This window comes from Streptomyces sp. 8N114 (assembly GCF_052245835.1).
GTDB lineage: Bacteria > Actinomycetota > Actinomycetes > Streptomycetales > Streptomycetaceae > Streptomyces.
The window spans coordinates 250,980-272,532 of the sequence record NZ_JBQQBT010000001.1 but is presented as its reverse complement, the minus strand read 5'-3'; the positions used below and the strand labels follow the sequence as shown (position 1 = coordinate 272,532).

19 protein-coding genes, 1 pseudogene and 1 riboswitch are annotated in these 21,553 nt (G+C 71.2%); of the genes and pseudogenes, 11 read left to right on the top strand and 9 right to left on the bottom strand.

Features of this window, described 5'->3' with window-relative positions:
• Positions 1-183 precede the first annotated feature (183 nt).
• From ACTWQF_RS01160 to ACTWQF_RS01150, 3 genes are all read left to right on the top strand, one after another.
• On the top strand, positions 184-1,458 hold the full coding sequence (locus ACTWQF_RS01160) for a L,D-transpeptidase (RefSeq protein WP_443276179.1): 1,275 nt from the start codon (positions 184-186) through the stop codon (positions 1,456-1,458).
• Between the two features lie 86 nt (positions 1,459-1,544).
• Positions 1,545-2,333 (top strand): enoyl-CoA hydratase/isomerase family protein, encoded by a 789-nt coding sequence (locus ACTWQF_RS01155; protein WP_443276177.1) that lies wholly within the window; start codon positions 1,545-1,547, stop codon positions 2,331-2,333.
• 406 nt (positions 2,334-2,739) lie between these two features.
• On the top strand, positions 2,740-3,231 hold the full coding sequence (locus ACTWQF_RS01150) for an ATP-binding protein (protein WP_443276175.1): 492 nt from the start codon (positions 2,740-2,742) through the stop codon (positions 3,229-3,231).
• Positions 3,232-3,246: 15 nt separating this feature from the next.
• Here the strand turns inward: ACTWQF_RS01150 and ACTWQF_RS01145 are convergent, their stop codons facing one another.
• Together ACTWQF_RS01145 and ACTWQF_RS01140 are read right to left on the bottom strand one after the other, a co-directional pair.
• Positions 3,247-3,555, bottom strand: coding sequence for an AzlD domain-containing protein (locus tag ACTWQF_RS01145; RefSeq protein ID WP_443276173.1), 309 nt, complete (start codon positions 3,553-3,555; stop codon positions 3,247-3,249).
• Positions 3,552-4,292, bottom strand: a complete 741-nt coding sequence (locus ACTWQF_RS01140; RefSeq protein ID WP_443276171.1) for an AzlC family ABC transporter permease — start codon at positions 4,290-4,292, stop codon at positions 3,552-3,554. Before ACTWQF_RS01140 ends, ACTWQF_RS01145 begins: the two co-directional genes overlap by 4 nt.
• Before the next feature lie 46 nt (positions 4,293-4,338).
• On the opposite strand from ACTWQF_RS01140, the gene ACTWQF_RS01135 reads away from it, so the two are divergent.
• The 5 genes from ACTWQF_RS01135 (at position 4,339) to ACTWQF_RS01115 (ending at position 10,626) form a co-directional block, all read left to right on the top strand.
• Positions 4,339-4,938, top strand: coding sequence for a helix-turn-helix domain-containing protein (locus ACTWQF_RS01135; protein WP_443276169.1), 600 nt, complete (start codon positions 4,339-4,341; stop codon positions 4,936-4,938).
• 339 nt (positions 4,939-5,277) lie between these two features.
• Positions 5,278-5,607: a plasmid stabilization protein gene (locus ACTWQF_RS01130; RefSeq protein ID WP_443276167.1), complete on the top strand. Its 330-nt coding sequence runs from the start codon at positions 5,278-5,280 to the stop codon at positions 5,605-5,607.
• Between the two features lie 285 nt (positions 5,608-5,892).
• On the top strand, positions 5,893-6,429 hold the full coding sequence (locus ACTWQF_RS01125) for a Dps family protein (RefSeq protein WP_443276165.1): 537 nt from the start codon (positions 5,893-5,895) through the stop codon (positions 6,427-6,429).
• Between the two features lie 257 nt (positions 6,430-6,686).
• Entirely contained in the window at positions 6,687-8,768 is a 2,082-nt protein-coding gene (locus ACTWQF_RS01120; protein WP_443276164.1) for a SpoIIE family protein phosphatase, read from the top strand.
• Positions 8,769-8,877: 109 nt separating this feature from the next.
• Positions 8,878-10,626: a glycosyltransferase family 2 protein gene (locus ACTWQF_RS01115; RefSeq protein ID WP_443276162.1), complete on the top strand. Its 1,749-nt coding sequence runs from the start codon at positions 8,878-8,880 to the stop codon at positions 10,624-10,626.
• Positions 10,627-10,690: 64 nt separating this feature from the next.
• On the opposite strand, the gene ACTWQF_RS01110 is transcribed toward ACTWQF_RS01115, so the two are convergent.
• Both ACTWQF_RS01110 and ACTWQF_RS01105 read right to left on the bottom strand, forming a co-directional pair.
• Positions 10,691-11,980, bottom strand: a complete 1,290-nt coding sequence (locus ACTWQF_RS01110; protein ID WP_443276160.1) for a hypothetical protein — start codon at positions 11,978-11,980, stop codon at positions 10,691-10,693.
• Between the two features lie 330 nt (positions 11,981-12,310).
• Positions 12,311-13,177 (bottom strand): class I SAM-dependent methyltransferase, encoded by an 867-nt coding sequence (locus ACTWQF_RS01105; RefSeq protein WP_443276158.1) that lies wholly within the window; start codon positions 13,175-13,177, stop codon positions 12,311-12,313.
• A gap of 64 nt (positions 13,178-13,241) precedes the next feature.
• Here ACTWQF_RS01105 and ACTWQF_RS01100 point away from each other — a divergent pair, with 64 nt between their 5' ends.
• Positions 13,242-13,877: a TetR/AcrR family transcriptional regulator gene (locus ACTWQF_RS01100; protein ID WP_443276156.1), complete on the top strand. Its 636-nt coding sequence runs from the start codon at positions 13,242-13,244 to the stop codon at positions 13,875-13,877.
• A 95-nt stretch (positions 13,878-13,972) separates the two neighbouring features.
• Here ACTWQF_RS01100 and ACTWQF_RS01095 read toward each other — a convergent pair whose 3' ends face one another.
• The 4 genes from ACTWQF_RS01095 to gcvT all read right to left on the bottom strand — a co-directional run bounded on the left by ACTWQF_RS01095 (position 13,973) and on the right by gcvT (position 18,487).
• A complete protein-coding gene (locus tag ACTWQF_RS01095; RefSeq protein WP_443276154.1) occupies positions 13,973-15,355 on the bottom strand; it encodes an L-serine ammonia-lyase in 1,383 nt (460 codons plus the stop codon).
• A 121-nt stretch (positions 15,356-15,476) separates the two neighbouring features.
• Entirely contained in the window at positions 15,477-16,751 is a 1,275-nt protein-coding gene (gene glyA / locus ACTWQF_RS01090; protein WP_443276152.1) for a serine hydroxymethyltransferase, read from the bottom strand.
• An 88-nt stretch (positions 16,752-16,839) separates the two neighbouring features.
• A complete protein-coding gene (gene gcvH, locus ACTWQF_RS01085) occupies positions 16,840-17,220 on the bottom strand; it encodes a glycine cleavage system protein GcvH (protein ID WP_443276151.1) in 381 nt (126 codons plus the stop codon).
• 130 nt (positions 17,221-17,350) lie between these two features.
• The gene (gene gcvT, locus ACTWQF_RS01080; protein WP_443276149.1) at positions 17,351-18,487 is read right to left on the bottom strand and encodes a glycine cleavage system aminomethyltransferase GcvT; all 1,137 of its coding nucleotides are present in this window, start codon (positions 18,485-18,487) and stop codon (positions 17,351-17,353) included.
• Positions 18,488-18,669: 182 nt separating this feature from the next.
• Positions 18,670-18,800, bottom strand: a riboswitch (glycine riboswitch).
• A gap of 182 nt (positions 18,801-18,982) precedes the next feature.
• Between gcvT and ACTWQF_RS01075 the strand changes: the two are divergent.
• A pseudogene (locus ACTWQF_RS01075) lies at positions 18,983-19,591 on the top strand (AAA family ATPase); the annotation flags it as partial.
• A 217-nt stretch (positions 19,592-19,808) separates the two neighbouring features.
• Here ACTWQF_RS01075 and ACTWQF_RS01070 read toward each other — a convergent pair.
• On the bottom strand, positions 19,809-20,555 hold the full coding sequence (locus ACTWQF_RS01070; protein ID WP_443276147.1) for a hypothetical protein: 747 nt from the start codon (positions 20,553-20,555) through the stop codon (positions 19,809-19,811).
• A gap of 155 nt (positions 20,556-20,710) precedes the next feature.
• Between ACTWQF_RS01070 and ACTWQF_RS01065 the strand changes: the two genes are divergently transcribed.
• Positions 20,711-21,514 carry an enhanced serine sensitivity protein SseB gene (locus ACTWQF_RS01065; RefSeq protein ID WP_443276146.1) on the top strand — a complete coding sequence of 268 codons (804 nt, stop codon included), beginning with the start codon at positions 20,711-20,713 and terminating at the stop codon, positions 21,512-21,514.
• The last annotated feature ends 39 nt before the right edge of the window (positions 21,515-21,553 follow it).

The following is a 21,553-nucleotide window of genomic DNA, read 5'->3' as shown; positions in this document are numbered from 1 at the left end:
GTGACCACCAGGTGCCGTTCGGTGTCGTTGTGGTGTGGTTATCTAACTAGGCGGATGTGCGCCGCCGTTCATGTGCCCCGGCCTTCGGCCGGCAGACGCCACATGACCGGGCGGCGCCGCGCTGTGTTTTCGGGGGCGCACACGGGTGCGCGAAACCGTGTGAGGACGAAGGATGGGGCCGTCTTGGATCTGAAGACCGTGGCCAGGGACAAGCTCAAGTGGGAGACGATCCGGGGGGACAGCCGCGCCCAGGTCATTGGCGGCTCCGCCGTCGGCCTCGTCGTGCTGCTGGTCGTACTGCTGCTCACACTGACCACCTGCGGCGGGGGCGGCGGTTCCGGCGCCCGCGCGAACGGCAAGAACGACGACGACAAGCCGGCCAAGGGCCCCTCCGAGGCCGTGGTGACCGTCGCACCCAAGGACGGCGCCGACGGCGTACGGACCTCCGGCGCGCTCAAGGTCGCGGCGGCCAAGGGCAAGCTCACCAAGGTGACCGTCCAGGACAGCAAGGGCAAGAAGATCAAGGGTGCCCTCGCCAAGGGCGGCACGGTGTGGCGGCCCGCCACCCATCTGTCGGCCGGGACGAAGTACACGGTGGACGCCGTTGCCAAGGACTCCGAGGGCCGGGCCTCGGCCAAGCACGCCGCGTTCACCACGTTCGTGCCGCAGAACACCTTCGTCGGCTACTTCACGCCGGAGAACGGCGACAAGGTCGGCGCCGGCATGCCGTTCTCGGTCAACTTCAACCGTCCGGTCGCCAACCGCGAAGCCGTCGAGAAGGCGATATCCGTGAAGGCCGACCCCGAGGTCGAGGTGGAGGGCCACTGGTTCGGCAACCAGCGCCTCGACTTCCGTCCCCAGCAGTACTGGAAGTCCGGTACAAAGGTCACCGTCGATCTGAACCTGAGCGGTGTCGAGGGCTCCGACGGCGTGTACGGAACGCAGCGCAAGACGGTCAAGTTCACCGTCGACAGGCAGCAGGTCAGCGTCGTGGACGCCAAGAAGAAGACGATGACCGTGACCCGGGACGGCAAGAAGATCAAGACCATCCCGATCACCTCCGGCCGCCCGGCCAACCCCACCTACAACGGCAAGATGGTCATCAGCGAGAAGCACGAGGTCACCCGGATGAACGGGGAAACCGTGGGCTTCGGCGGCGAGTACGACATCAAGGACGTGCCGCACGCGATGCGGCTGAGCACCTCGGGCACCTTCATCCACGGCAACTACTGGCTGCCCAAGTACCAGTTCGGCAAGGTCAACGGCAGCCACGGCTGTGTGGGCCTGTTCGACATGCGCGGCGGCGGCGCCAACGGTTCACCGGGGGCCTGGTTCTTCCAGAACTCGTTGGTCGGTGACGTGGTCGAGGTCAAGAACTCCCAGGACGAGACGATCAAGCCGGACAACGGCCTCAACGGCTGGAACATGTCCTGGGCGAAGTGGACGGCGGCGCAGTAGGCCGGGAAACCCCTGCCGTACGGGCCCCGGTGCTGTGAGGAACGGCACCGGGGCCGCGGCGCGTAACGGCCGTTAACCTTCCCTGCATGACGGACAACGAACCCGGCGCCACCGCGCGCCTCGAGGTCGCCGACGGCGTCGGCACCATCCGGCTCGACCGGCCGAAGATGAACGCCCTCGACATCGCCACCCAGGACCTGCTGCGCGAACTCGCCGAGGAGGCGGCACGCCGCGAGGACGTACGTGCCGTGGTGCTCTACGGCGGCGCGAAGGTCTTCGCGGCCGGCGCGGACATCAAAGAGATGCGCGAGATGGACCACGCCGCGATGGTTGTGCGCTCCCGCGGGCTCCAGGAGGCGTTCACCGCCGTCGCGCGCATCCCCAAGCCCGTCGCCGCGGCCGTCACCGGCTATGCGCTCGGCGGCGGCTGCGAGCTGGCGCTGTGCGCGGACGTCCGGTTCGCGGGGGAGAGCGCCAAGTTGGGCCAGCCGGAGATCATGCTGGGGCTGATCCCCGGCGCCGGCGGTACCCAGCGGCTGTCCCGGCTGGTGGGCCCGGCCAAGGCGAAGGATCTGATTTTCACCGGGCGGACGGTCGCGGCGGACGAGGCCGCTCGGATCGGACTGGTCGACCATGTGGTGCCGGACGCCGAGGTCTACGAGCAGGCGCACGCCTGGGCCGCGCGGCTCGCGCGCGGCCCGGCGCTGGCCCTGCGGGCGGCCAAGGAGTCGGTCGACTTCGGTCTTGAGACGGACATCGAAACGGGCCTCGCGATCGAACGGAACTGGTTTGCTGGGCTGTTCGCGACGGAGGATCGGGAGATCGGTATGCGCAGCTTTGTTGAGGAGGGGCCCGGCAAGGCGCGGTTCCGCTAGCGCTGGGCCCCCGTTGTTCCGGGGAGGGGGTGCCCCTTGCCCTGGCGGGCGGGCTGCGGGTTTGTCGTGGCTTGTGGGGGCACCTCCTGGCCGGAGTCCCCCAGCCTCCGGCCAGGAGGTACCCCCAGGGGAGCAGTTCCCCGCGCCCCTTACGGGGCGCGCTCCGGGTGGGGTGGTCGGGGGTGGCGGGCGCCACCGTGTGAGGGAATTGGCCGGGGCGGGTCGGGGCTGGCTTGTGGCGGGTGGTGATCACTTGTATGCAGGGTGTCATTACTGGTCAGAGGGCATATGCGCGGGGCAGCGGTGGCGTGGGGCCGCGGGCGTGCGCTGTGGACGGCGCAGGTCCGCCTTTTCGGAAACCGCCGAACCGCCCCCAGGGGCTCTCACCTGCCGCCATGATGGGGGCATGGCGGGTCAGGGAGATGTGGCGAGTGTGACCGAGCGGGTTCCGGAAGACCCGGCACGGACGTGGTGCGCCGAGCCGGTGAGTACCGTTCTCGACCGGGTGGGCGATCCGACCGTACGGGAGGTGCCGCTGCCGAACCTCCCGGAATCCGCGCGTCTGGCCCGTCGGCTCGCCGAGGCGGTCCTCCGGCAGCGCTGGGCCCTCTCGGCGCAGCGCACCGAGTACACCGTGCTGCTGGTCTCCGAGCTGGTCGGCAATGCGGTGCGGCACACCGGCGCACACACCATCGGCATCCGGATGCTGCTCCGCTCGGGCCGGCTCCGTGTCGAGGTCCGCGACCCCTCGCGCGGGCTGCCCTGCCTGCTGCCGGTCGGCGAGCTGGACACCAGCGGCCGCGGGCTCTTCCTGGTGGACACCCTGGCCGAACGCTGGGGCGTGGACCTGCTGCCCCGCGGCAAGACCACCTGGTTCGAGATGCGGTCCGCGGACTGAGCCCCCGTCAGGCCGCTATGTCACCCCCGCCCAGCGCAGCCCCGCGGTGACCGCCGCGGCACCCAGCACGGTGCCCAGGAACGGCGCCCGGAACCACGCCAGGGTGGCGCCCGCCAGCACGCCGGCCGGACGCGACCAGCCGGCGAAACCCTGCCCCTCCATCAGCGCCGAGGTGGCGATCAGGGCGCAGAGCAGCACGGTCGCCGCATCCGTCAGCAACTGCTGGGCCCGGGCCGGGATTTCCGTACGAGCGCGCAGCACGGGGCCGCACAGCCGCAGCCCGTAGGTGCCGGCCGCCAGCAGGGATATGGCGACGAGCGTCATACCGAACCTCCTTCCGGGCGGGGTGACGCCTTGCGCGCACCTCGCGCCAGCAGGCCCAGCAAGGCCAGCAGCACTGGCGTGCCCGGCGGCAGGAACGGAGTCGCCACGAGTGCCAGTACCGCCCCGGCGAGTGCGGCCCGCCGGGTGGCGGCGCCGTTCTCCTCCGCGCTCCCGCTCCGGCCGCGCCGGAGTGCGGGCAGCACCAGGGCGAGCAGCACGATGGGTTCGGCGGCGTCCAGTCCCAGCGCACCCGGGTCGCTCAGGGTGCGGCCTGCCAGTACGCCGAGCAGGGTGCCGAGGTTCCAGGCGAGGTAGAGCGCACCGCCGCAGGCGAGGAAGACGGCGCGGCGGCGCGCCGGATCGCGTTCCGCCAGGGCGAGCGCGGCCGACTGGTCGACCAGCAGCTGGCTGCCCCACAACCGCGCGCCCCTGCGCTCGCCGTGCACGTCGGGCAGCGCGAAGCCGAAGAGCGCCAGCCGGGCGTTGAGCACCAGTCCGGCGGTGACGGCAGCAGCTGTCCCGGCGCCGCCGAGCGCCAGGTCGAGGGAGGCGAACTGGGCCCCGGCGGCGAAGACGGTCAGCGACATCGACAGCGGCACCCATGGCGGCTCGCCCCGGGAGACCGCGACGGCGCCGAAGGAGAGCCCGACCAGGCCGATGGCGATCGCGAGCACGGTGATCTCCCGCAGCGGGAGCCGGCCGGGGCTCGTCCCGGGTGTTCTCTGTGGCGAACGCATGGGCGATATAGTGAACAGCCCGATGAATGTTCGTCAAGGAGAACCGGTGGACCGAAACGCCGAACCGCCCTCGCCCCGCCCAGCGCCCGGGGACGCAGCCCGGCCGCCCCTCGCCCGTATCGCCGCCGCCATCCGCGCGGAGCGCACCGGCGCCGGGCTCTCCCTCACCGAGCTCGCCAAGCGGGCCGGAATCGCCAAGTCGACGCTCTCGCAGCTGGAGGCCGGCACCGGGAACCCCAGCGTGGAGACGCTGTGGGCGCTCGGCGTCGCGCTGGACGTGCCGTTCAGCAGGCTCGTCGATCCGCCCCGCCCGCGCTCCCGGGTGCTGCGCAAGGGGGAGGGCATCGCCGTCCCGTCCGAGCAGGCGCAGTACGTGGCAACCCTGTTGTCCGCCTGCCCGCCGGGCGCGCGCAGGGATCTGTACACCGTGTACGTCGAGCCGGGTGCGCCCCGCACCTCCGAACCGCACTCACCCGGCACGTACGAGCACGCCGTCGTCGCCTCGGGCCGGGCGCGCATCGGTGCCGCGGACGACCCGGTGGAGCTCGGGCCCGGCGACTGCGTCAGCTATCCGGGCGACGTACCGCACCTGTGTGAGGCGTTGGCGCCGGGGACGTGCCTGGTGCTGCTGATGGAACACCGCTAGAGGGCTGGCCCGGCGGATCTTGCGGGCCCCTCCGTTGGTCCGGTGAAGGGCTGCCCCTGCCCGAAGGACGCGGACTGCGGGCGCGTTGTGGCTGATCGCGCAGTTCCCCACGCCCCTTACGGGGCGCGTCCCCCGCTGGACTGCGAAGCTTGCCCACCATGCCGGGTGGCACGTGTGGTGCCTTACGTGCGTGGAACCCGGGGGTGGAAGCCGCGTCGGTGCGGTCGCCGTCCGGACCGCGAAGGCGGAGGATGGAAACGGTCGAAAGTGCCGATAGTGGACAAGTGATCGATGGCACCGACCGCGAAAGCCCCAGACCGCAGAGATTACGGAGGAACCATGCCTGCAGGGTCCAGCCGCAAGCGTGAGCGCCAGTACGAGCACATCAAGGAGGGCGCCCAGCGTCGGGGCACCTCCACGGGCCGGGCCAAGGAGATCGCGGCCCGCACGGTGAACAAGGAGCGTGCCCAGAAAGGCGAGTCCAAGAGGGCCAGCCGCACCTCCGTGCAGGACAAGCCGGCGCCCAAGCGCGGCGGCCAGCGCTCCGGCAACCGCACCGGCCCCGCCGGTCCCACCCGTGACCAGCTCTACAACGAGGCCAGGCAGCGCGGCGTCGAGGGCCGCTCCAACATGAACAAGGACGAGCTCCGGCGCGCCCTCGGCCGCTGACCGTCCCGCTGAGGAGCGCCCGCCGCACGCCGGGCCTGCCCGCGTCGTGCGGCGGCCTCCGCATGCTGCATGACCGGTCTGGCGGCCGTCGCGGGCTCGGACTTCCTCCAGTACGCGTACGCGGCCGCGCAGGAGCGGCACTCGCCGAGCGACTGACCGCCGCGCGAACGCCAGCCGACAGGCCGGCCCCGCTCTCCCTACGTATTCCCCCCGAGATTGGAGCGCACCGTGGCACCCCACCACGCATCCACCAACGGTTCGAAGCCGTCCTACACCGTCCCGGGAATGTCCACGGCCGACGGTGGCAGCGTCATCCAGCTTCTGCGGATGCGGCTGCACGCTCTCAACGACCTGGCGCTGACGCTGAAGCACGTGCACTGGAACGTGATCGGACCACACTTCATCGCCGTTCACGAGATGCTCGATCCACAGGTCGAGGCGGTCCGCGAGATGATCGACAACACGGCCGAGCGCATCTCGACGCTGGGCGGCTCGCCCTGGGGCACCCCGGGGGTGCTGGTCGCCGAGCGGACCTGGGGCGACTACTCGCTCGGCCGGGCCGAGGCCATCGAACACCTCGGTGCCCTCGACGTCGTCTACACCGGTGTGATCGAGGACCATCGCAAGGCGGTCGAGGCCACCGACACCTCGGACCTGGTCACCCAGGACCTGCTCATCGAGCACCTGCGGAAGCTGGAGCTCTTCCAGTGGTTCGTCCGCGCCCATATCGAAAGCTCCGGCGGCAAGCTGTCGACGGGCCCGCACGACTCGGAGTCGGCCGCCGCAGAGAAGGCCGCCAGCCAGGCCCGCGGCAAGCCCTGATCCCGGCCCGCGAGCCCCGACACCGGTCCGCGAGCCCTGATCCCGGCCGCCGGGGACGGCGAGCCGGACCCCCGCCACCAGCAGCGCGGGGGCCTCTGGCTGCCGAGACGTGGGAGCGCTTTGCCCCAGGCGCACCACTCGACGGGCGACGGTGGTCGGCTGCCCGCATCATGGGGAGGTGGTCCCGCCCAGCGCGCCGCCGCGGCTGTCGCTGAGCGGGGACCCAGGCACCGGGGCCACGCGATCGGGAGACAGCGATGCACCGCTTCCGCCAACCGAGCACGGGGCCCACGCAGCGCGGCGATCCACCGGTTGCCGCCCACGTCGCGCTGGCCGTCAACGGGATGGGCAGCTTCTGCTGGGACCTGAACACCGGTGAGATGCGGTACGACGATGCCGGTCTGACCGTCCTCGGGTTCAAGCCGGGGGAGTACGACAACCGCCCCGGCACCATCGCCGAGCGCATGCTGCCCCAGGAACTGCCCGAGATCCAGGCGCACGTCGGCCGCGCCCTGAAGACGCGGACCGGCTACAGCCTCTACTTCCGGGTCCGCCACCCTGACGGATCGCTGCGCTGGACGCACTCCCAGGCCACCGTCATCAGCGACGAGAAGGGCACACCTGCGCAGGTCATCGGGATCATCCGGGACGCCAGCCAGGAACTCCAGGCCATCGATCAGACGCGGGAGCTGCGGCAGGCCAAGAGCGACCGGCGCCGGCAGGCCGACCTCGTGGGCCACGTCAACGACGCCCTCGCCCCCACCGTCACGGTGGACGACGTCGCCGAGGCGCTCACCGCCACCCGGCTGGTGCAGCGGCTCGGCGCGGCCAGCATCATCCTGGGCCTGGCCGACAGCGGACGGATAGGGCTGGTGGGCTCCAACGGCGTCCCGGACGAGGTCATCCGCGACTTCCACCTGGCCCGCATCGGCGCCCCGCTGCCGCTCACCGAGGCGGTCCGCACCCGGGAGCCGGTCTTTGTGACGGACCGCGAGCAGTTCGCCCAGCGCTACCCGGGACTGCGCCGATATCTGAAGCTGGTGCCCGAAGCCACCGCCGCCGTCTACCTCCCGCTGATCGCGCACGACACCGCCATCGGCGCCGTGGGCCTCACCTACGAGGGCAAGACCCGCTTCACCCACGACGAGCGCACCCTGCTGACCGCGCTCAGCAGCACCATCGCCCAGTCCCTCCAGCGGGCCCTGCTCTTCGACCAGGAGCACGAGCTGGCCGCCGGTCTTCAGACGGCGATGCTCCCCGGGCACATCCCGCATGTGGCAGGGCTGGGCATGGCGACCCGCTACCGGCCCGCGCGGGCCCGCGGCGGCATCGGCGGCGACTGGTACGACGCCGTCACGCTGCCGGACGGCCGGATCGCCGCGATCGTCGGCGACGTTCAGGGGCACGACGTGACCGCCGCCGCCGTGATGGGGCAGCTGCGGATCGCGCTGCGCGCCTACGCCGCCGAGGGGCACCCGCCGCTCACGGTCATGGCCCGCGCCTCGTCCTTCCTCGCCGAACTGGACACCGACCGGTTCGCCACCTGCCTCCTCGTCCTGTTCGACCCCCGCACCGGTGTCGCCGTCAGCGTCCGCGCCGGTCACCTGGAGCCTGTGCTGCGCCGCCCGGACGGCAGCTGCGTATGGGTCGACGTCCCCGGCGGGCTGCCCCTCGGACTGACGGCGCCGGGTGCCCAGCCCCCGTACAGGATGTCCGAGACGGTGGTGGAGCCCGGCTCCACGCTGCTGCTGTTCACCGACGGCCTCATCGAGTCCCGTACCCAGGACATCGACGAGGGGCGGGCGAAGCTCCTGGACGCGGTACGGGCCGGCCCGGTACGCCCCGACAACCTCGCCGACCATCTGCTGCGCACCATGGGGGACTTCACCGGAGAGGAGGACGATGTCGCCCTCCTGCTGCTGCGGCGCGCCTCCGGCAGACGGGCCGCCGCACCGCAGATGGCCGTCACCATCTCCCCCAGCGACCCGGGATCCCTGCATGCGGCACGGCACGCCCTGCGTACGGCGCTGCACCGCTGGTCCCTCGGCTCCCTCGCCGACACCGCCGAGCTGCTCGCCAGCGAGATGGCAACCAACGCGCTGCTGCACACCGAAGGCGACGCCACCCTGACCGCCCGGCCGGTCCGCAACGGCGGCCGTGCCCTCCGTATCACCGTCACCGACACCTCACCGACCTCCCCGCAACGCCGGGCCGCCACGGAGCAGTCCACCTCGGGGCGCGGCCTGATGCTCATCGAGGAGCTCGCCACCGACTGGGGAGTCGAACCGCGCGGCAACGGTAAACGGGTGTGGTGCGAAATCCCGTTGAAGCCGCACTGACTGCCGTCCCCGCGCTTCTTCGGGGCGCTTCCCGTCTTGGGGGATTGAGACCGCGGGGGACGGGACACCCGGGCGGGACGCCGCAGACGACCGGAGGAAGACCGCCGCAGTGCATACCGCAACACCCGCAGCCAGTCAGGAGTCCGTCAAGGTCAGCATCGTCGTCCCCACGTACAACACCGGGGAGACGGTGCTGACCGGGTTGCGCTCCTTCCTCGCGCAGACCATGCCCCGTGCCCAGTTCGAGATCATCTACGTGGACGACGAGTCGAGCGACGGCACCGTCGCACTGCTGGAGGCCGAGATAGCCGAGCAGGGCGCCGAGGCGACGGCGCGCGTGGTGCGTACCGAGCACTCCGGCTGGCCCGGACGCCCCCGCAACATCGGGACGGATCTGGCCCGGGGCGAGTTCGTGCACTACGTGGACGACGACGACCGGCTCGCGCCCGAGGCCCTGGAGCGGATGTACGCGCGGGCGCGGGAGACCGGCGCCGACATCGTCATCGGCCGGATGGCCGGGCACGGCCGGCGCGCGCCGCGGACCCTGTTCGAGCAGCCGATGACCTCCGGCGACCTGCGTACCGACACCGCACTGCTGGCCTCGATGACCGTGCACAAGCTCTTCCGCCGCGCCTTCCTGCGTGAACACCGGCTGCGTTTCCCGGAGGGCAAGGTGCGCCTGGAGGACCACATGTTCACCCTGCGCGCCTTCCTCCTCACCGACCGGGTGGCCACGGTGCACGACTACACCTGCTACCACTGGGTGCGGCACTCCGACGGCAAGCACAACGTCAGCTACCGGACCATCGAGCCCCGCCCGTACGTCGAGAGCATCCGCCGGGTCCTCGCCGTCCTCGAAGCGCCCGACACCTACGTGCCGCCGGGCCGGCACCGGAACCGGCTGGTGGCCAAGTGGTACGGCAAGAAGGCGCTCGACCGTATCGCCGGGCAGCGGCTGCTGGACCAGCCCGAGGAGCGCAGGGCCGAGTGGATCGAAGCCGTCGGGGCGCTGGCCGCCGAACTGCCCCCGGAAACGGACACCGCACTGCCCACCCGGCTGCGGATCGTCGCAGCCCTCGCCCGGCACGGCGACCGCACGCTCCTGGAGGAGCAGGCGCGGTTCGAAGCCGGAGTCGGGCACCGGCCGCGCGTGGAGTCGGCGTGGTGGCGGGAGGGGCAGCTCACGGTCCGCTGTTCGACCTACCTGGTACGACGTGACAGCGGCCGGGGGAGGGGGCGGGGCTCTGCTCCCCTCGCTTTCACCCGCCACGGCGACCGCCGTGTGCTGCGGCTGCCCCCGCGAGTGGCCGCCGTGGACGCGGTCGCCGCACGGGCCGACTTCGCCAAGGCCGTACGGCGCAGCAACATCCGCGGCCAGCTCCGGCACCGCGAGGGCGGCACCGTGCTGAATCTGGCTACCACTTGGCGCGTGGCGGAGGTCCCGGTCGCGGGGGGAGAGGACTCCCGGCCGGGAGGGCGGACCGCCCGAATCAGGGCGGCCTGCCGGAAGTCGGCGCGCCTGGCCGTGCGGCTGACCGCGCGCCTGGCCGCACGGCTGACCGGTCGGCCGGGAGGGCGGCTGTCGGGTGCGGGTCGTCACGGGGAGGACGTCTGCACGCTGCGGTACGAGGCGGAGTTCACCGTCGACCCCGCAACGGCCGACCACGGCCGTCCGCTGGCGCCCGGCATCTGGGACCTGCACTTCCAGCTGGGCTGCGGCGGCTGGCGTACCTCGCGGCGGCTGCGCGGCCACTCGATCGACGTACCGGAGGCGACGGGGCTTACCGCGGAGCCGGCATCCCACCAGGTGCCTCCCCCGCGGCAGCGCCGGGCGCCCAGCACGGCCGCCCGCACCTGACGGGCGGGCGGCCGGTCACCGTTGCTGCGGCGGGCGGTTGCGGGCGCTGCCGCAACCGCCCGCCTCACGTGGCGACCTTCTGCAACCGCACCGGGCGGCGGTCCTGCTCGCGTTGGAGGGCGCGGAAGTCGTCGAAGAACCCGTAGGTGCGGGCCGGCAGGCCGTCGCGGGACTGTTCGACGGTGCGGTTGGAGAAGAGGCTGTTCAGCAGCCACGGCTGCTTGTGGGGCCCGAAGTCCCGGGCCATGGCGGCGGCCTGGGTGACACCGTAGGTGGCCACGGCGAGGCGCCCTGTGTGCCGGAACTTACGCACCTGGTTGCGGAGGAAGTGCTTGTGACTCTCGAACCAGGGGCTCATGGAGAGGAAGTCGCGCCACTTCTCCTCCGGCACGGGGTCCTCGAGAGCATCCCTGATCAGCTTCCACACCGGGGTGTCCTGCGGCAGGCGGTACTTCCGCGCGAACCGCGCGGGAACGGGGTCGTCGAGGTGCTGCTTCCACAGCTGCACCAGCGAGAACTCGGTCACCAGGAACTTCTGGTCCTCGCGCAGCCGCGGAAGCACGTAGTCGAGATACGCCTGCACCCCCTGCGGCGAGGACACATGCGGGTGGATGTCCACGCCGTCGATCTGCGGGGTGCTGCGGGTGAAGGACAGCCAGCGCTCGGTGGCCTCCGTCCGCTTCTCCGGATTGTCGAGGTGGTTGAGCGCCCCCATGTAGAGCCGGGTCCGGCAGCCCCTGGGGAAGTGCTTCTTGCGGTACGCGATGACATGCGCCGCGACCTCCTCGTAGAACTTGTTCAGCGCGCCCGAGCGGCGGTCCTCGGGAAGGCTCTCGATGAACGGCTCGTTGCCTATGGCCAGGATGTCGACGGTGTCCAGGACGGTGTCCAGCACCTTGTCGACCCGGGAGAGCTGCACCGCCATGGCGGCGCTGCCCGGTTCTGGTAACGACCGGTGGTTGAACGGGAACTTCAGTGAGAGCACCGTGCCGTAGCCGTCGTGATGAGCCGTCAGCAGCTTTTTGACGGCGGGCTGCTCAGCGGCGTCGCCGGGGAGCTTCCGCAAAGGGACGAAGCCGCGCAGCCAGCCGGTGGCAAGGTTCCGCAGCTCGCTGAACGTCACGCTGGCGGCGTCCTCGTTGAAGTTCGCCCCCAGCGCGCCGACGGGCCCTTCGGCGAGGTCTCCGCCCTCCGAGGGCCGACCGCCATGGTCGTCCGGCCCGGTTGAGCACCCCGCAGCGAGCAGGGCAGCACCGGACACGCCCAGTACGCCCCGCCGGGAAACAGGCTTCTTCGTCGAGGACTTCTTCTTCGCCTCTGTCGGCGCTATGTCCGGGAAGGCATCGCACTGCATAGCTCTCCTGGTGCTCGCTCGGTGCACGTCCGCCCCTCCACCGGCAGCTTTCCGGGAGCGTAGGGACGATCGCACGACGCCGGCGACGAGGTCGAGGGCGGCCAGCGCATCGGTTGCCTGAACACGGGGGCGACGCCCGTCTCTGCGGTACCCGAGCCGCGCCGGCCCCCCTCAAGGTGTGATGCGGCACCCGACCCGAAAGTTCACGGCTCTTTCGGCCTGTTCTGGGCAGCCGTCTCCTTTGGCGAGCCGCTCCGGGTGCCCCAGGAACAGCGCCCGGCGCGAGCCCATCGACCAGGTCACCACGTCATCGCGGATGACCGAGCCGTCTCACCATGCCGCGCGGTCGACCGTAGAGATGCGCTCCGGCGACGCAGTGACGATCCAGACGGACCCGGGGATGCGGACACCGTCGGTGGTCTCGAACTCCCTGAGCGCCTCGCGTACTTCGGTACGGATACCGGCGATGGTCGCCGGGTCGACATCGCGCAGGTTGTAGCGCGTCGGGCCCATGGCGAAGAGGAAGTCGGCGGCGTCGTCCGCGTCGGTACCGAAGCTCATGGGAGCCTCGGCGGAGGTCACATCGATGTCGGCGAAACCGGCGGCGCCGAGCACCTGGCGGATGCGCGCCGGGTCGACGAGCGACCCCATACCCCGGGCGGCGGGGGACGGCTCCCGCAGGTACGGCGAAAGCGCGGCGGTCGCACGGGCATAGGCGCTGTCCGGGCCCCCGGGCTGAGGGCCGAGGAAGGCAAGTCGGCCGGCCGGCACCAGCGCGTTCCTGAGATGCGTGAAGGCCGCGACGGGGTCGGCGAAGAACATCACACCGCCGCGGCTGAGGACGACGTCGAACCCACGGTCAGGGAACGGATGCACCTGGGCGTCACCCCGCTCGAAGGTGACGTTGTCGAGACCTTCACGGACGGCGTCCCGGCGGGCCCGTTCCAGCATCGGCACGGACAGGTCGATGCCCACGGCGTTTCCGTCATACGCCTGCTGCGCGGCGATGCGCGTCGTTCGGCCGGTGCCGCAGCCGACGTCGAGGACCCGGTCGCGGGCCGCGATGCCCGCGGCGGCGAACAGGGGTGCGTTGAACGCGTCCAGCATCGCGTTGTAACGCCCCGGATGTTCGGCCCAGTGGATGCCCTCCCAGTCGTTCCATGCCTCTGCCTGCTGACGGTTCGCGATGGCGTGCACGGCTCAGCCTCCCCAAGGATTAGAGCTCACCTCTAGAGCTCAACTCTAGATATAGACTCCAACCATGCGCGAGGGCAAGGGGAAACGAGGCGGCAAGGCCCTGGAGACACGTCGGCGGATCATCGAGGCGGCCGGTGCGCTTTTCGTCGAGCAGGGCTACGGGGCGACCAAGCTTCAGGAGATCGCAGGCCGGGCGGGCGTGGCCGTGCAAACGATCTACTTCGTCTTCCGGAACAAGCCCTCGCTGCTCAAGGAACTCGTCGATGTCGCGATCGCAGGCGACGACGAACCCGTGCCGACGATGGACCGGCCGTGGTTCGCGGAGGTCACGTCCGCGCCCACCGCCGAGTCCGCACTGACTGCCCTGGTCGCCGGCACCCGCAGGACACTCGAACGCGTCGCGGCCATCACCGAGATGGTCCGCGCCGCGGCAGCGACCAACCCGGAGATCCGGGAGTTGTGGCCGGACAAGGCAGACCCCCGGTACACGGTGATCTCAACAGCGGCGAAGTCCCTGACAGCGAAGCCGGGCGCCCGTCCCGCCCTCTCCACCGACGAGGCGGCGGACATCATCTACGCCGTTCTCAGCCCCGAGCTCTTCCTGGTCCTGACCCGCGACCGCGCATGGCCACCGGCCAAGTGGGAGCAATGGGTGTACGACACCCTCTGCTCTCAACTGCTGGCCGGGGACAGGCATTGACCAACTCCAGCCGCGGCGATGGCACGCCGCTCACATGACCTACGGCGCCACAGCTCGGTGCCCCGTTCCGCATCACCTGCGCAGCGGTGGTCCCGTCAGCACTCGATGACGTTCACCGCGAGCCCGCCCCGCGCGGTCTCCTTGTACTTGACCTTCATGTCGGCACCGGTGTCGCGCATGGTCTTGATGGCCTTGTCGAGGGAGACATGGTGGCGGCCGTCGCCGCGCAGGGACATGCGGGCCGCGGTGACCGCCTTGACGGCGGCCATGCCGTTGCGCTCGATGCAGGGGATCTGGACCAGGCCGCCGACCGGGTCGCAGGTCAGCCCGAGGTTGTGCTCGATGCCGATCTCGGCGGCGTTCTCGACCTGTTCGGGGGTGCCGCCGAGGATTTCGGCGAGGCCGCCCGCGGCCATCGAGCAGGCGGAGCCGACCTCGCCCTGACAGCCGACCTCGGCACCGGAGATGGAGGCGTTCTGCTTGAAGAGCATGCCGATGGCGCCCGCGGCCAGCAGGAAGCGGACGACGGCGTCGTCGTCGGCGCCGGGCACGAAGTGGTGGGCGTAGTGCAGGACGGCGGGGATGATGCCCGCCGCGCCGTTGGTCGGCGCGGTCACCACGCGGCCGCCCGCCGCGTTCTCCTCGTTGACGGCCATGGCGTACAGCGTCGTCCACTCCATGGCGTGCGCCTCGACCTGGCCCTCGGCCCGCAGCTGGCGGGCCGAAGTCGCGGCGCGGCGGCGGACCTTCAGGCCGCCGGGCAGGATGCCCTCCTGGGAGAGGCCGCGGGCGACGCAGTCCCTCATGACCTGCCAGATCTCCAGCAGCCCGGCACGGATCTCTTCCTCGGTGCGCCATGCCTTCTCGTTCTCCAGCATCAAGCGGGAGACCGACAGCCCGGTTTCCCGGGTCAGGCGCAGCAGTTCGTCGCCGGTGCGGAAAGGATGACGCAGGACGGTGTCGTCCAGTTTGATGCGGTCCTCGCCGACCGCGTCCTCGTCCACGACGAAGCCGCCGCCCACCGAGTAGTAGGTCTTCTCCAGCAGCGGTGTGCCGGCCCCGTCGTAGGCGAAGAGGGTCATGCCGTTGGCGTGGTACGGCAGGGAGCGGCGCCGGTGCAGTATCAGCTGGGTGCGCTCGTCGAACGGGATCTCGTGGGCATCTCCTATTTCGACGGCGAGGAGGCGGAGCCGGCCCTCCTCGCGGATACGTGCGACGCGGTCGTCCGCCGTCTCGACGTCGACCGTGCGCGGCGACTCGCCCTCCAGGCCCAGCAGTACGGCCTTGGGGGTGCCGTGGCCGTGGCCGGTCGCGCCGAGGGAGCCGAACAGTTCGGCGCGTACGGAGGCCGTGTGTGCCAGCGCGCCCTCGTTCTTCAGTCGCCGCGCGAACATCCGGGCGGCGCGCATCGGGCCCACGGTGTGGGAGCTCGACGGGCCGATGCCGATCGAGAACAGGTCGAAGACCGAGATTGCCATGGTGCGGCTCCTGCCCTGGCGGGGCCAGTGGGTTGTCTCTTGGTGCGGCGCAGAAGGGGTCGTGCGGGCGGTGGTGCGGGAAGCCGGAGGGGCTGGAGCAGCCCCTCCGGCAGCGAGGGTCCTACTTACCCAGGGTGGGGTACAGCGGGTGCTTCTCCGCAAGCGCGGCAACGCGCGCGGCGAGGGTCTTCCCCTTGGCGTCGTCGAAGCCCGGCAGCAGCGCCTCGGCGATGATGTCGGCGACCTCGGCGAAGTCCTCGTCCTGGAAACCGCGGGTTGCCAGCGCGGGCGTCCCGATGCGCAGCCCGGAGGTCACCATCGGCGGCCGCGGGTCGTTGGGGACGGCGTTGCGGTTGACGGTGATGCCGATGTCGTGCAGCCGGTCCTCGGCCTGCTGCCCGTCCAGCTCGCTGTTGCGCAGGTCGACCAGGACCAGGTGGACGTCCGTACCGCCGGACAGTACGGAGACGCCGGCCTCCACCGTGTCCGGGCGCAGCAGGCGCTCGGCGAGGAGGTGCGCGCCGGAGAGCGTACGCCGCTGCCGGTCCTTGAAGTCGTCGCTGGCGGCGACCTTGAAGGCGACGGCCTTCGCGGCGATCACATGCTCCAGCGGACCGCCCTGCTGGCCGGGGAAGACCGCGGAGTTGATCTTCTTGGCGAGCTCCTTCTTGGACAGGATCACCCCACCGCGCGGGCCGCCCAGGGTCTTGTGCGTGGTGGTCGTGACGACGTCCGCGTACGGCACCGGGCTGGGGTGCAGCCCCGCGGCCACGAGGCCGGCGAAGTGTGCCATGTCCACCATCAGGTACGCGCCGACCTCGTCGGCGATCCGGCGGAAGGCGGCGAAGTCGAGCTGGCGCGGGTAGGCGGACCAGCCCGCGATGATCAGCTGCGGGCGGTGCTCCTTGGCCAGCCGCTCGACCTCGTCCATGTCGATCCGGCTGGTCTGGTCGTCGACCTTGTAGGCGACGACGTTGTAGAGCTTGCCGGAGAAGTTGATCTTCATACCGTGGGTGAGGTGCCCACCGTGCGCCAGGTCCAGCCCCAGGATGGTGTCGCCCGGCTTGAGCAGCGCGAACATCGCGGCGGCGTTCGCCTGCGCGCCGGAGTGCGGCTGTACGTTGGCGGCCTCGGCGCCGAACAGCGCCTTGATGCGGTCCCTGGCCAGGCTCTCGATCACGTCGACGTACTCGCAGCCGCCGTAGTACCGGCGGCCGGGGTAGCCCTCGGCGTACTTGTTGGTGAGGACCGAGCCCTGGGCCTCCATGGAGGCGACCGGAGCGAAGTTCTCCGAGGCGATCATCTCGAGGGTGGACTGCTGGCGGTGGAGTTCGGCGTCGACAGCGGCGGCGACGTCGGGGTCGACCTCGTGGAGAGAACCGTTCAGAAGCGACATGGAAGAACCGTCCCTGGGAAGTGGCGGCGGGGTGGGCAAGCGGCCTCGGGTGATCCGAGGCGGACCTCGGTCACCCGAGGCGGGCGCCTCAGCTGCCTGAGGCGAAAGCGGCGTACTCGTCGGCCGAGAGCAGGTCGTCCGGCACCTCGGAGATCCTCACCTTGAACAGCCAGCCGCCCTCGAAGGGGGCGGAGTTCACCAGCGCCGGGTCGTCCACCACGTCCTGGTTGACCTCGGTGATCTCACCGGAGGCGGGGGAGTAGAGGTCGCTGACGGACTTGGTGGACTCCAGCTCGCCACAGGTCTCGCCCGCGGTGACGGTGTCGCCGACCTCGGGAAGCTGGACGAAAACCACGTCACCGAGCGCGTTGGCGGCGTGCTCGGTGATGCCGACCGTCGCGACGCCGTCCTCGACGTCCGACAGCCACTCGTGCTCCTTGCTGTAGCGGAGCTGCTGGGGGTTGCTCATGAGTCTGATTCTCCCGGATACGAAAGGTGCAGTGAACACGGTCTTGGCAGGTGGAACCGGGGGCCCGAACTCGGCACGGGCCACCGGCGGAAAGAGCTCGGCCCTTCCGAGGACTCAACCCTCCCAGGGCTCAGTCCCTCTTGTAGAAGGGCAACGCCACAACCTCGTACGGCTCGTGGGAGCCCCGGATGTCCACGGCGACCCCCTTCGTGCCGGGTTCCGCGTACGCCGCGTCCACGTACGCCATGGCGATCGGCTTGCCCAGCGTCGGGGAGGGCGCGCCGGAGGTGATTTCGCCCACAACGGCGCCATCGGCGACCACGGGGTAACCGGCCCGCGGAACCCGGCGCCCCTCGGCGACCAGCCCGACCAGCTTGCGCGGCGGCGCCGACCTGGCCTTCTCGGCAGCGGCGGCCAGCGCGTCGCGGCCCACGAAGCGGCCCTCGTTGGTCTTCTTCTCGAACTTGACGACCCTGCCCAGACCCGCGTCGAACGGGGTCAGCGAGGTGGACAGTTCGTGCCCGTACAGCGGCATGCCCGCCTCCAGGCGCAGCGTGTCGCGGCAGCTGAGCCCGCAGGGCACCAGGCCGGCGTCCCCGCCAGCCTCCGTCAGCGCTTCCCAGACCTCGACGGCGTCGTCGGGGGCGACGAACAGCTCGAAGCCGTCCTCGCCGGTGTAACCCGTACGGGCGATGAGTGCTGGCTTGCCGGCGACGATGTCGCGCTCGCCCGCGTAGTAACGCAGCCCCTCCACGTCGAAGCCGGTCAGCTTCTTGAGGATGCCCGCGGCGGTCGGCCCCTGGACGGCGATCAGCGCGTATTTGTCGCGGTCGTCCCGCACCTCGGCGCCGTACCCGTCCTGCCGCTCGACCAGCGCGTCGAGGACGGTCTGGGCGTTGGCCGCGTTGGCGACGACCAGATACTCCAGCTCGTCCTGCTCGCCCAGCCGGTAGACGATCAGGTCGTCGAGAATGCCGCCGTTCTCGTCGCAGATCATGGTGTAGCGGGCGCGGCCGACGGCCAGCTTGGACAGGTTGCCCACCAGCGCGTAGTCCAGCAGCTCGCCCGCCTGCGGTCCGGTGAGAGTGATCTCACCCATATGGGAGAGGTCGAAGAGTCCGGCGGCCGAGCGCACGGCCAGATGCTCCTCGCGCTCGCTGCCGTAGCGCAGCGGCATGTCCCAGCCCGCGAAGTCGGTCATGGTGGCGCCCAGCGCCCGGTGTGTGGCGTCCAGCGCGGTCTTACGGGTGGCCGGTGGCTCAGTCATGCAGGCTCCAGAGTCCCAATGAGTCCCCACAAGGGGTATGACGCGGATGTCCTCCCCATCTGTCATCGGAACCTGAGAGGTTCGCCGACAGCTCCCGAACGGCTGGAGCGCGGCTTGCACCTTGGGTGGGACCACCGGCCCGCGCCGGGGCGGGAGCGCGACGGTCCGCTTTTCAGATCTGCCTAGCCTGCGCGGTAACGGGGCCTGAGAGATTCAAGGGAGGATCTTGCTCCTTCGGCGCCCCGGCGTGCTGTTGCGGTTGCTGACGTGCGAATACTGCTGTGCCTGCCGGAGACTCTCCCGCGCGGGTTCGAACGGCCGGTATGGAGTTGAGTGCGCACATCATCGCACGGGTGAGCGGGTCGTGACTGCCCCTGAGCGCAAGCCGTTCACCTTGAATCGCATTACCTTTTCTTTACATACTTGGGGGAGACGGCGGCCGAGCCGTCGCCCAGGGAGGGAGATCCATTGGGCAGCCTGTGCAGTGCGGACGCGATGCCGAGGGGCGCGCGGGCGGGTCCCGCCGCCCGCTCCGTGGTCCGCCACGATCTGCGCCGCACCGCTGCGGTGCGGACGCTTCGCTACCGCGCCGGGGATGTGGTGGTCGTCTCCGGTCTGCCGGGCGGCGGCAAGTCCACCCTGATCAGATCCGCTGTCCCCGCGCGCGGCGACGTCATCCGTATCGACTCCCAGGACACCCGGGAGCGCTGGGAGAGGCGCATGCCGCGCTGGCTGCCGTACGGCGTCTACCGGCCGCTGGTGCGGCTCGCGCACTACGCGGGGCTGCGCGCGGCGCTCGGCTCGGGGGCCGCGGTCGTGGTGCACGACTGCGGCACGCAGAGCTGGGTGCGCCGCTGGCTGGCCCGGGACGCGGTACGGCGGGGCCGGTCGCTGCACCTGCTGCTGCTCGACGTCTCGCCCGAGGACGCGCTTGCCGGGCAGACCGCGCGGGGCAGGAGGGTGTCCGGGTACGCCTTCCACCGTCACCTTCGTGCCGTACGCCGACTGCGGTCGGCCGCCGAGGCGGGGCGGCTGCCGACGGGCATCGTCTCCTCGGTGCTGCTGGACCGGGGCGCGGCCCAGGCGCTGCGCTCCGTGCTCTTCGAACCGCTGCCCGAGCCGGTGCCGATGGCGGTCTCCACGCATGTGCGGCTGGTGCCCGCACCCGCTCCGGTGCCGCACGCGCGGGTGCCGCGTGATCCGGCGCCGCCCGTGCCGCCCGCGCGGGCCGGGCCGCGGACGCCGACGGTCCCGCCGCCCGGGAGGGACGACGGGACCGCGGACGGGGACACCTGTGACCGGGCCCCGGATGTGACCGGGGTCAGCGGCCCGCGTCCGGGATGACCGGCTTCTCGATCTGCGGCTCGGAGGGCGCCGCCGGCGGCACCAGTCCGAGCGCCGGCTGCTCGGGCGCCTGCCCCTCCGCGGGCTCGGCGGGCTTCGCCGGTTTCGCGGGGTGGCTGTGTTCACCGGGCTCCGCGGGCTTGCCGTGCTGACCGGGCTTGGCGGGCTGGCTGTGTTCACCGGGCTCCGCGGGCTGACCGTGCTGACCGGGCTTGGCGGGCTGGCCGTGTTCGCCGGGCTTGGCGGGCTGGCTGTGCTGGCCGGGCTTGGCGGGCTGGCCGTGTTCGCCGGGCTTGGCGGGCTGGCTGTGCTGGCCGGGCTTGGCGGGCTGGCCGTGTTCGCCGGGCTTGGGCTCGGCAGGCTTCGGCTTGGCATGCTGCTGCTTCGGCTCCTGCGGCTGAGCAGGCTTGTGCTCAGTCGTGGGCTTCTGCTCCTCCAGCGGGGTGTCGTGCGGGGCGGCAGGCTTCGCCGGCTGGCCCTGGGCGGGCTTCTGCTGCTGGGCGGGCTTCTGCTGCTTGGCGCCGTGGTCACCCGACGGCTCCGGCTTGCCCTGCTCCGTGCCGGTGTCGTTGTCGGCGGGTTGATGGACGCCGGGCCGGTGTCCCGGGATGTGGTCCGCGGGCAGCGAGGACGCCGCGGAGGAGGCCGCGCCCGCCGCGCCGATGGCGAGCGAGCCGGCCAGGGAAACGGTGACGGCGGTGGCGGTGAGTCTGTTCACGCGCATGTGCACTCCTCCAATAAGCGTGCCGGATGGCACGTAGTGGGACGAAATCCACTTTTCGGGCGATGAGTGGGAGACGCAACCGGAGCGTCGCCGGACGTGTCCCTCCGCCATCCCTCCCGGGACCGCGCGCGGAGATCATGGATAGGCTTGCCCGTATGACAGTTCCCTCGCAGCCCCAGCCGCAGCAGCCGCAGCACTTCGGGCCCGGGCACGGGGGCGGCTGGCCCGGCAACGAGCTGGAGGAAGCCCTGGCCGCCTCGGTGCAGGTGCCGCACGCGGGCGCCCGGCTGCTGGAGGTGCTGGGCCGCAGCAGCGTATGGGTCCCGCTCCCGGAGGGCGGAAGCCGGGAGAGCCGCGAACTGGACCTGCCGACCGTCGAGTTGGACGGCGCGGTCTATGTGCCGGTCTTCAGCTCCGAGGAGCAGTTCTTGAACGTCGTCGGCTCGCATATGTCCTTCACCATTGCCCCGGCCCGTCAGTTCGCGCGCGGCCTTCCCCCGGGGGTGGGTATCGCGGTGAACCCGGAGGGGACGGTGGGGGTGCCGCTGCCCGCCGAGGCCGTTGCGGAGCTGTGCGCGAACACCCCGGCCGAGCAGGCCGCCGGGGGTGTGGTGCGAGGGGCCCGGGTGCGGCTGTTCGAGCCGGACTGGCAGGACGACCCGCTCTCCTTCCTCACCGCCGCCTCGGCCGAGTTCGCCGCGCTGCCGGCCGTAAGGACAGCCCGCCGGGGGCTCGCCAGCATGGAGGGTGATCCGCCCGCGCTGTTCATCGGGATAGAACTCGACCTGCTGGAGCCGGAGTACCGGCAGGCGGCGCACGAGGCGCTCGGCAGGGCGCTGCACGTGGCCCAGGTGCCCTGGCCGGTGCAGATGGTGCTGCTGGATGCGGCCGACGACCCGGTGGTGGAGTGGATGCGGCAGTGCGTACGCCCCTTCTACAACCGCGAAACGCACGCCTGAGCGCCGTACGGAGCCGAGCTGAGTACGAGTACTGATGTC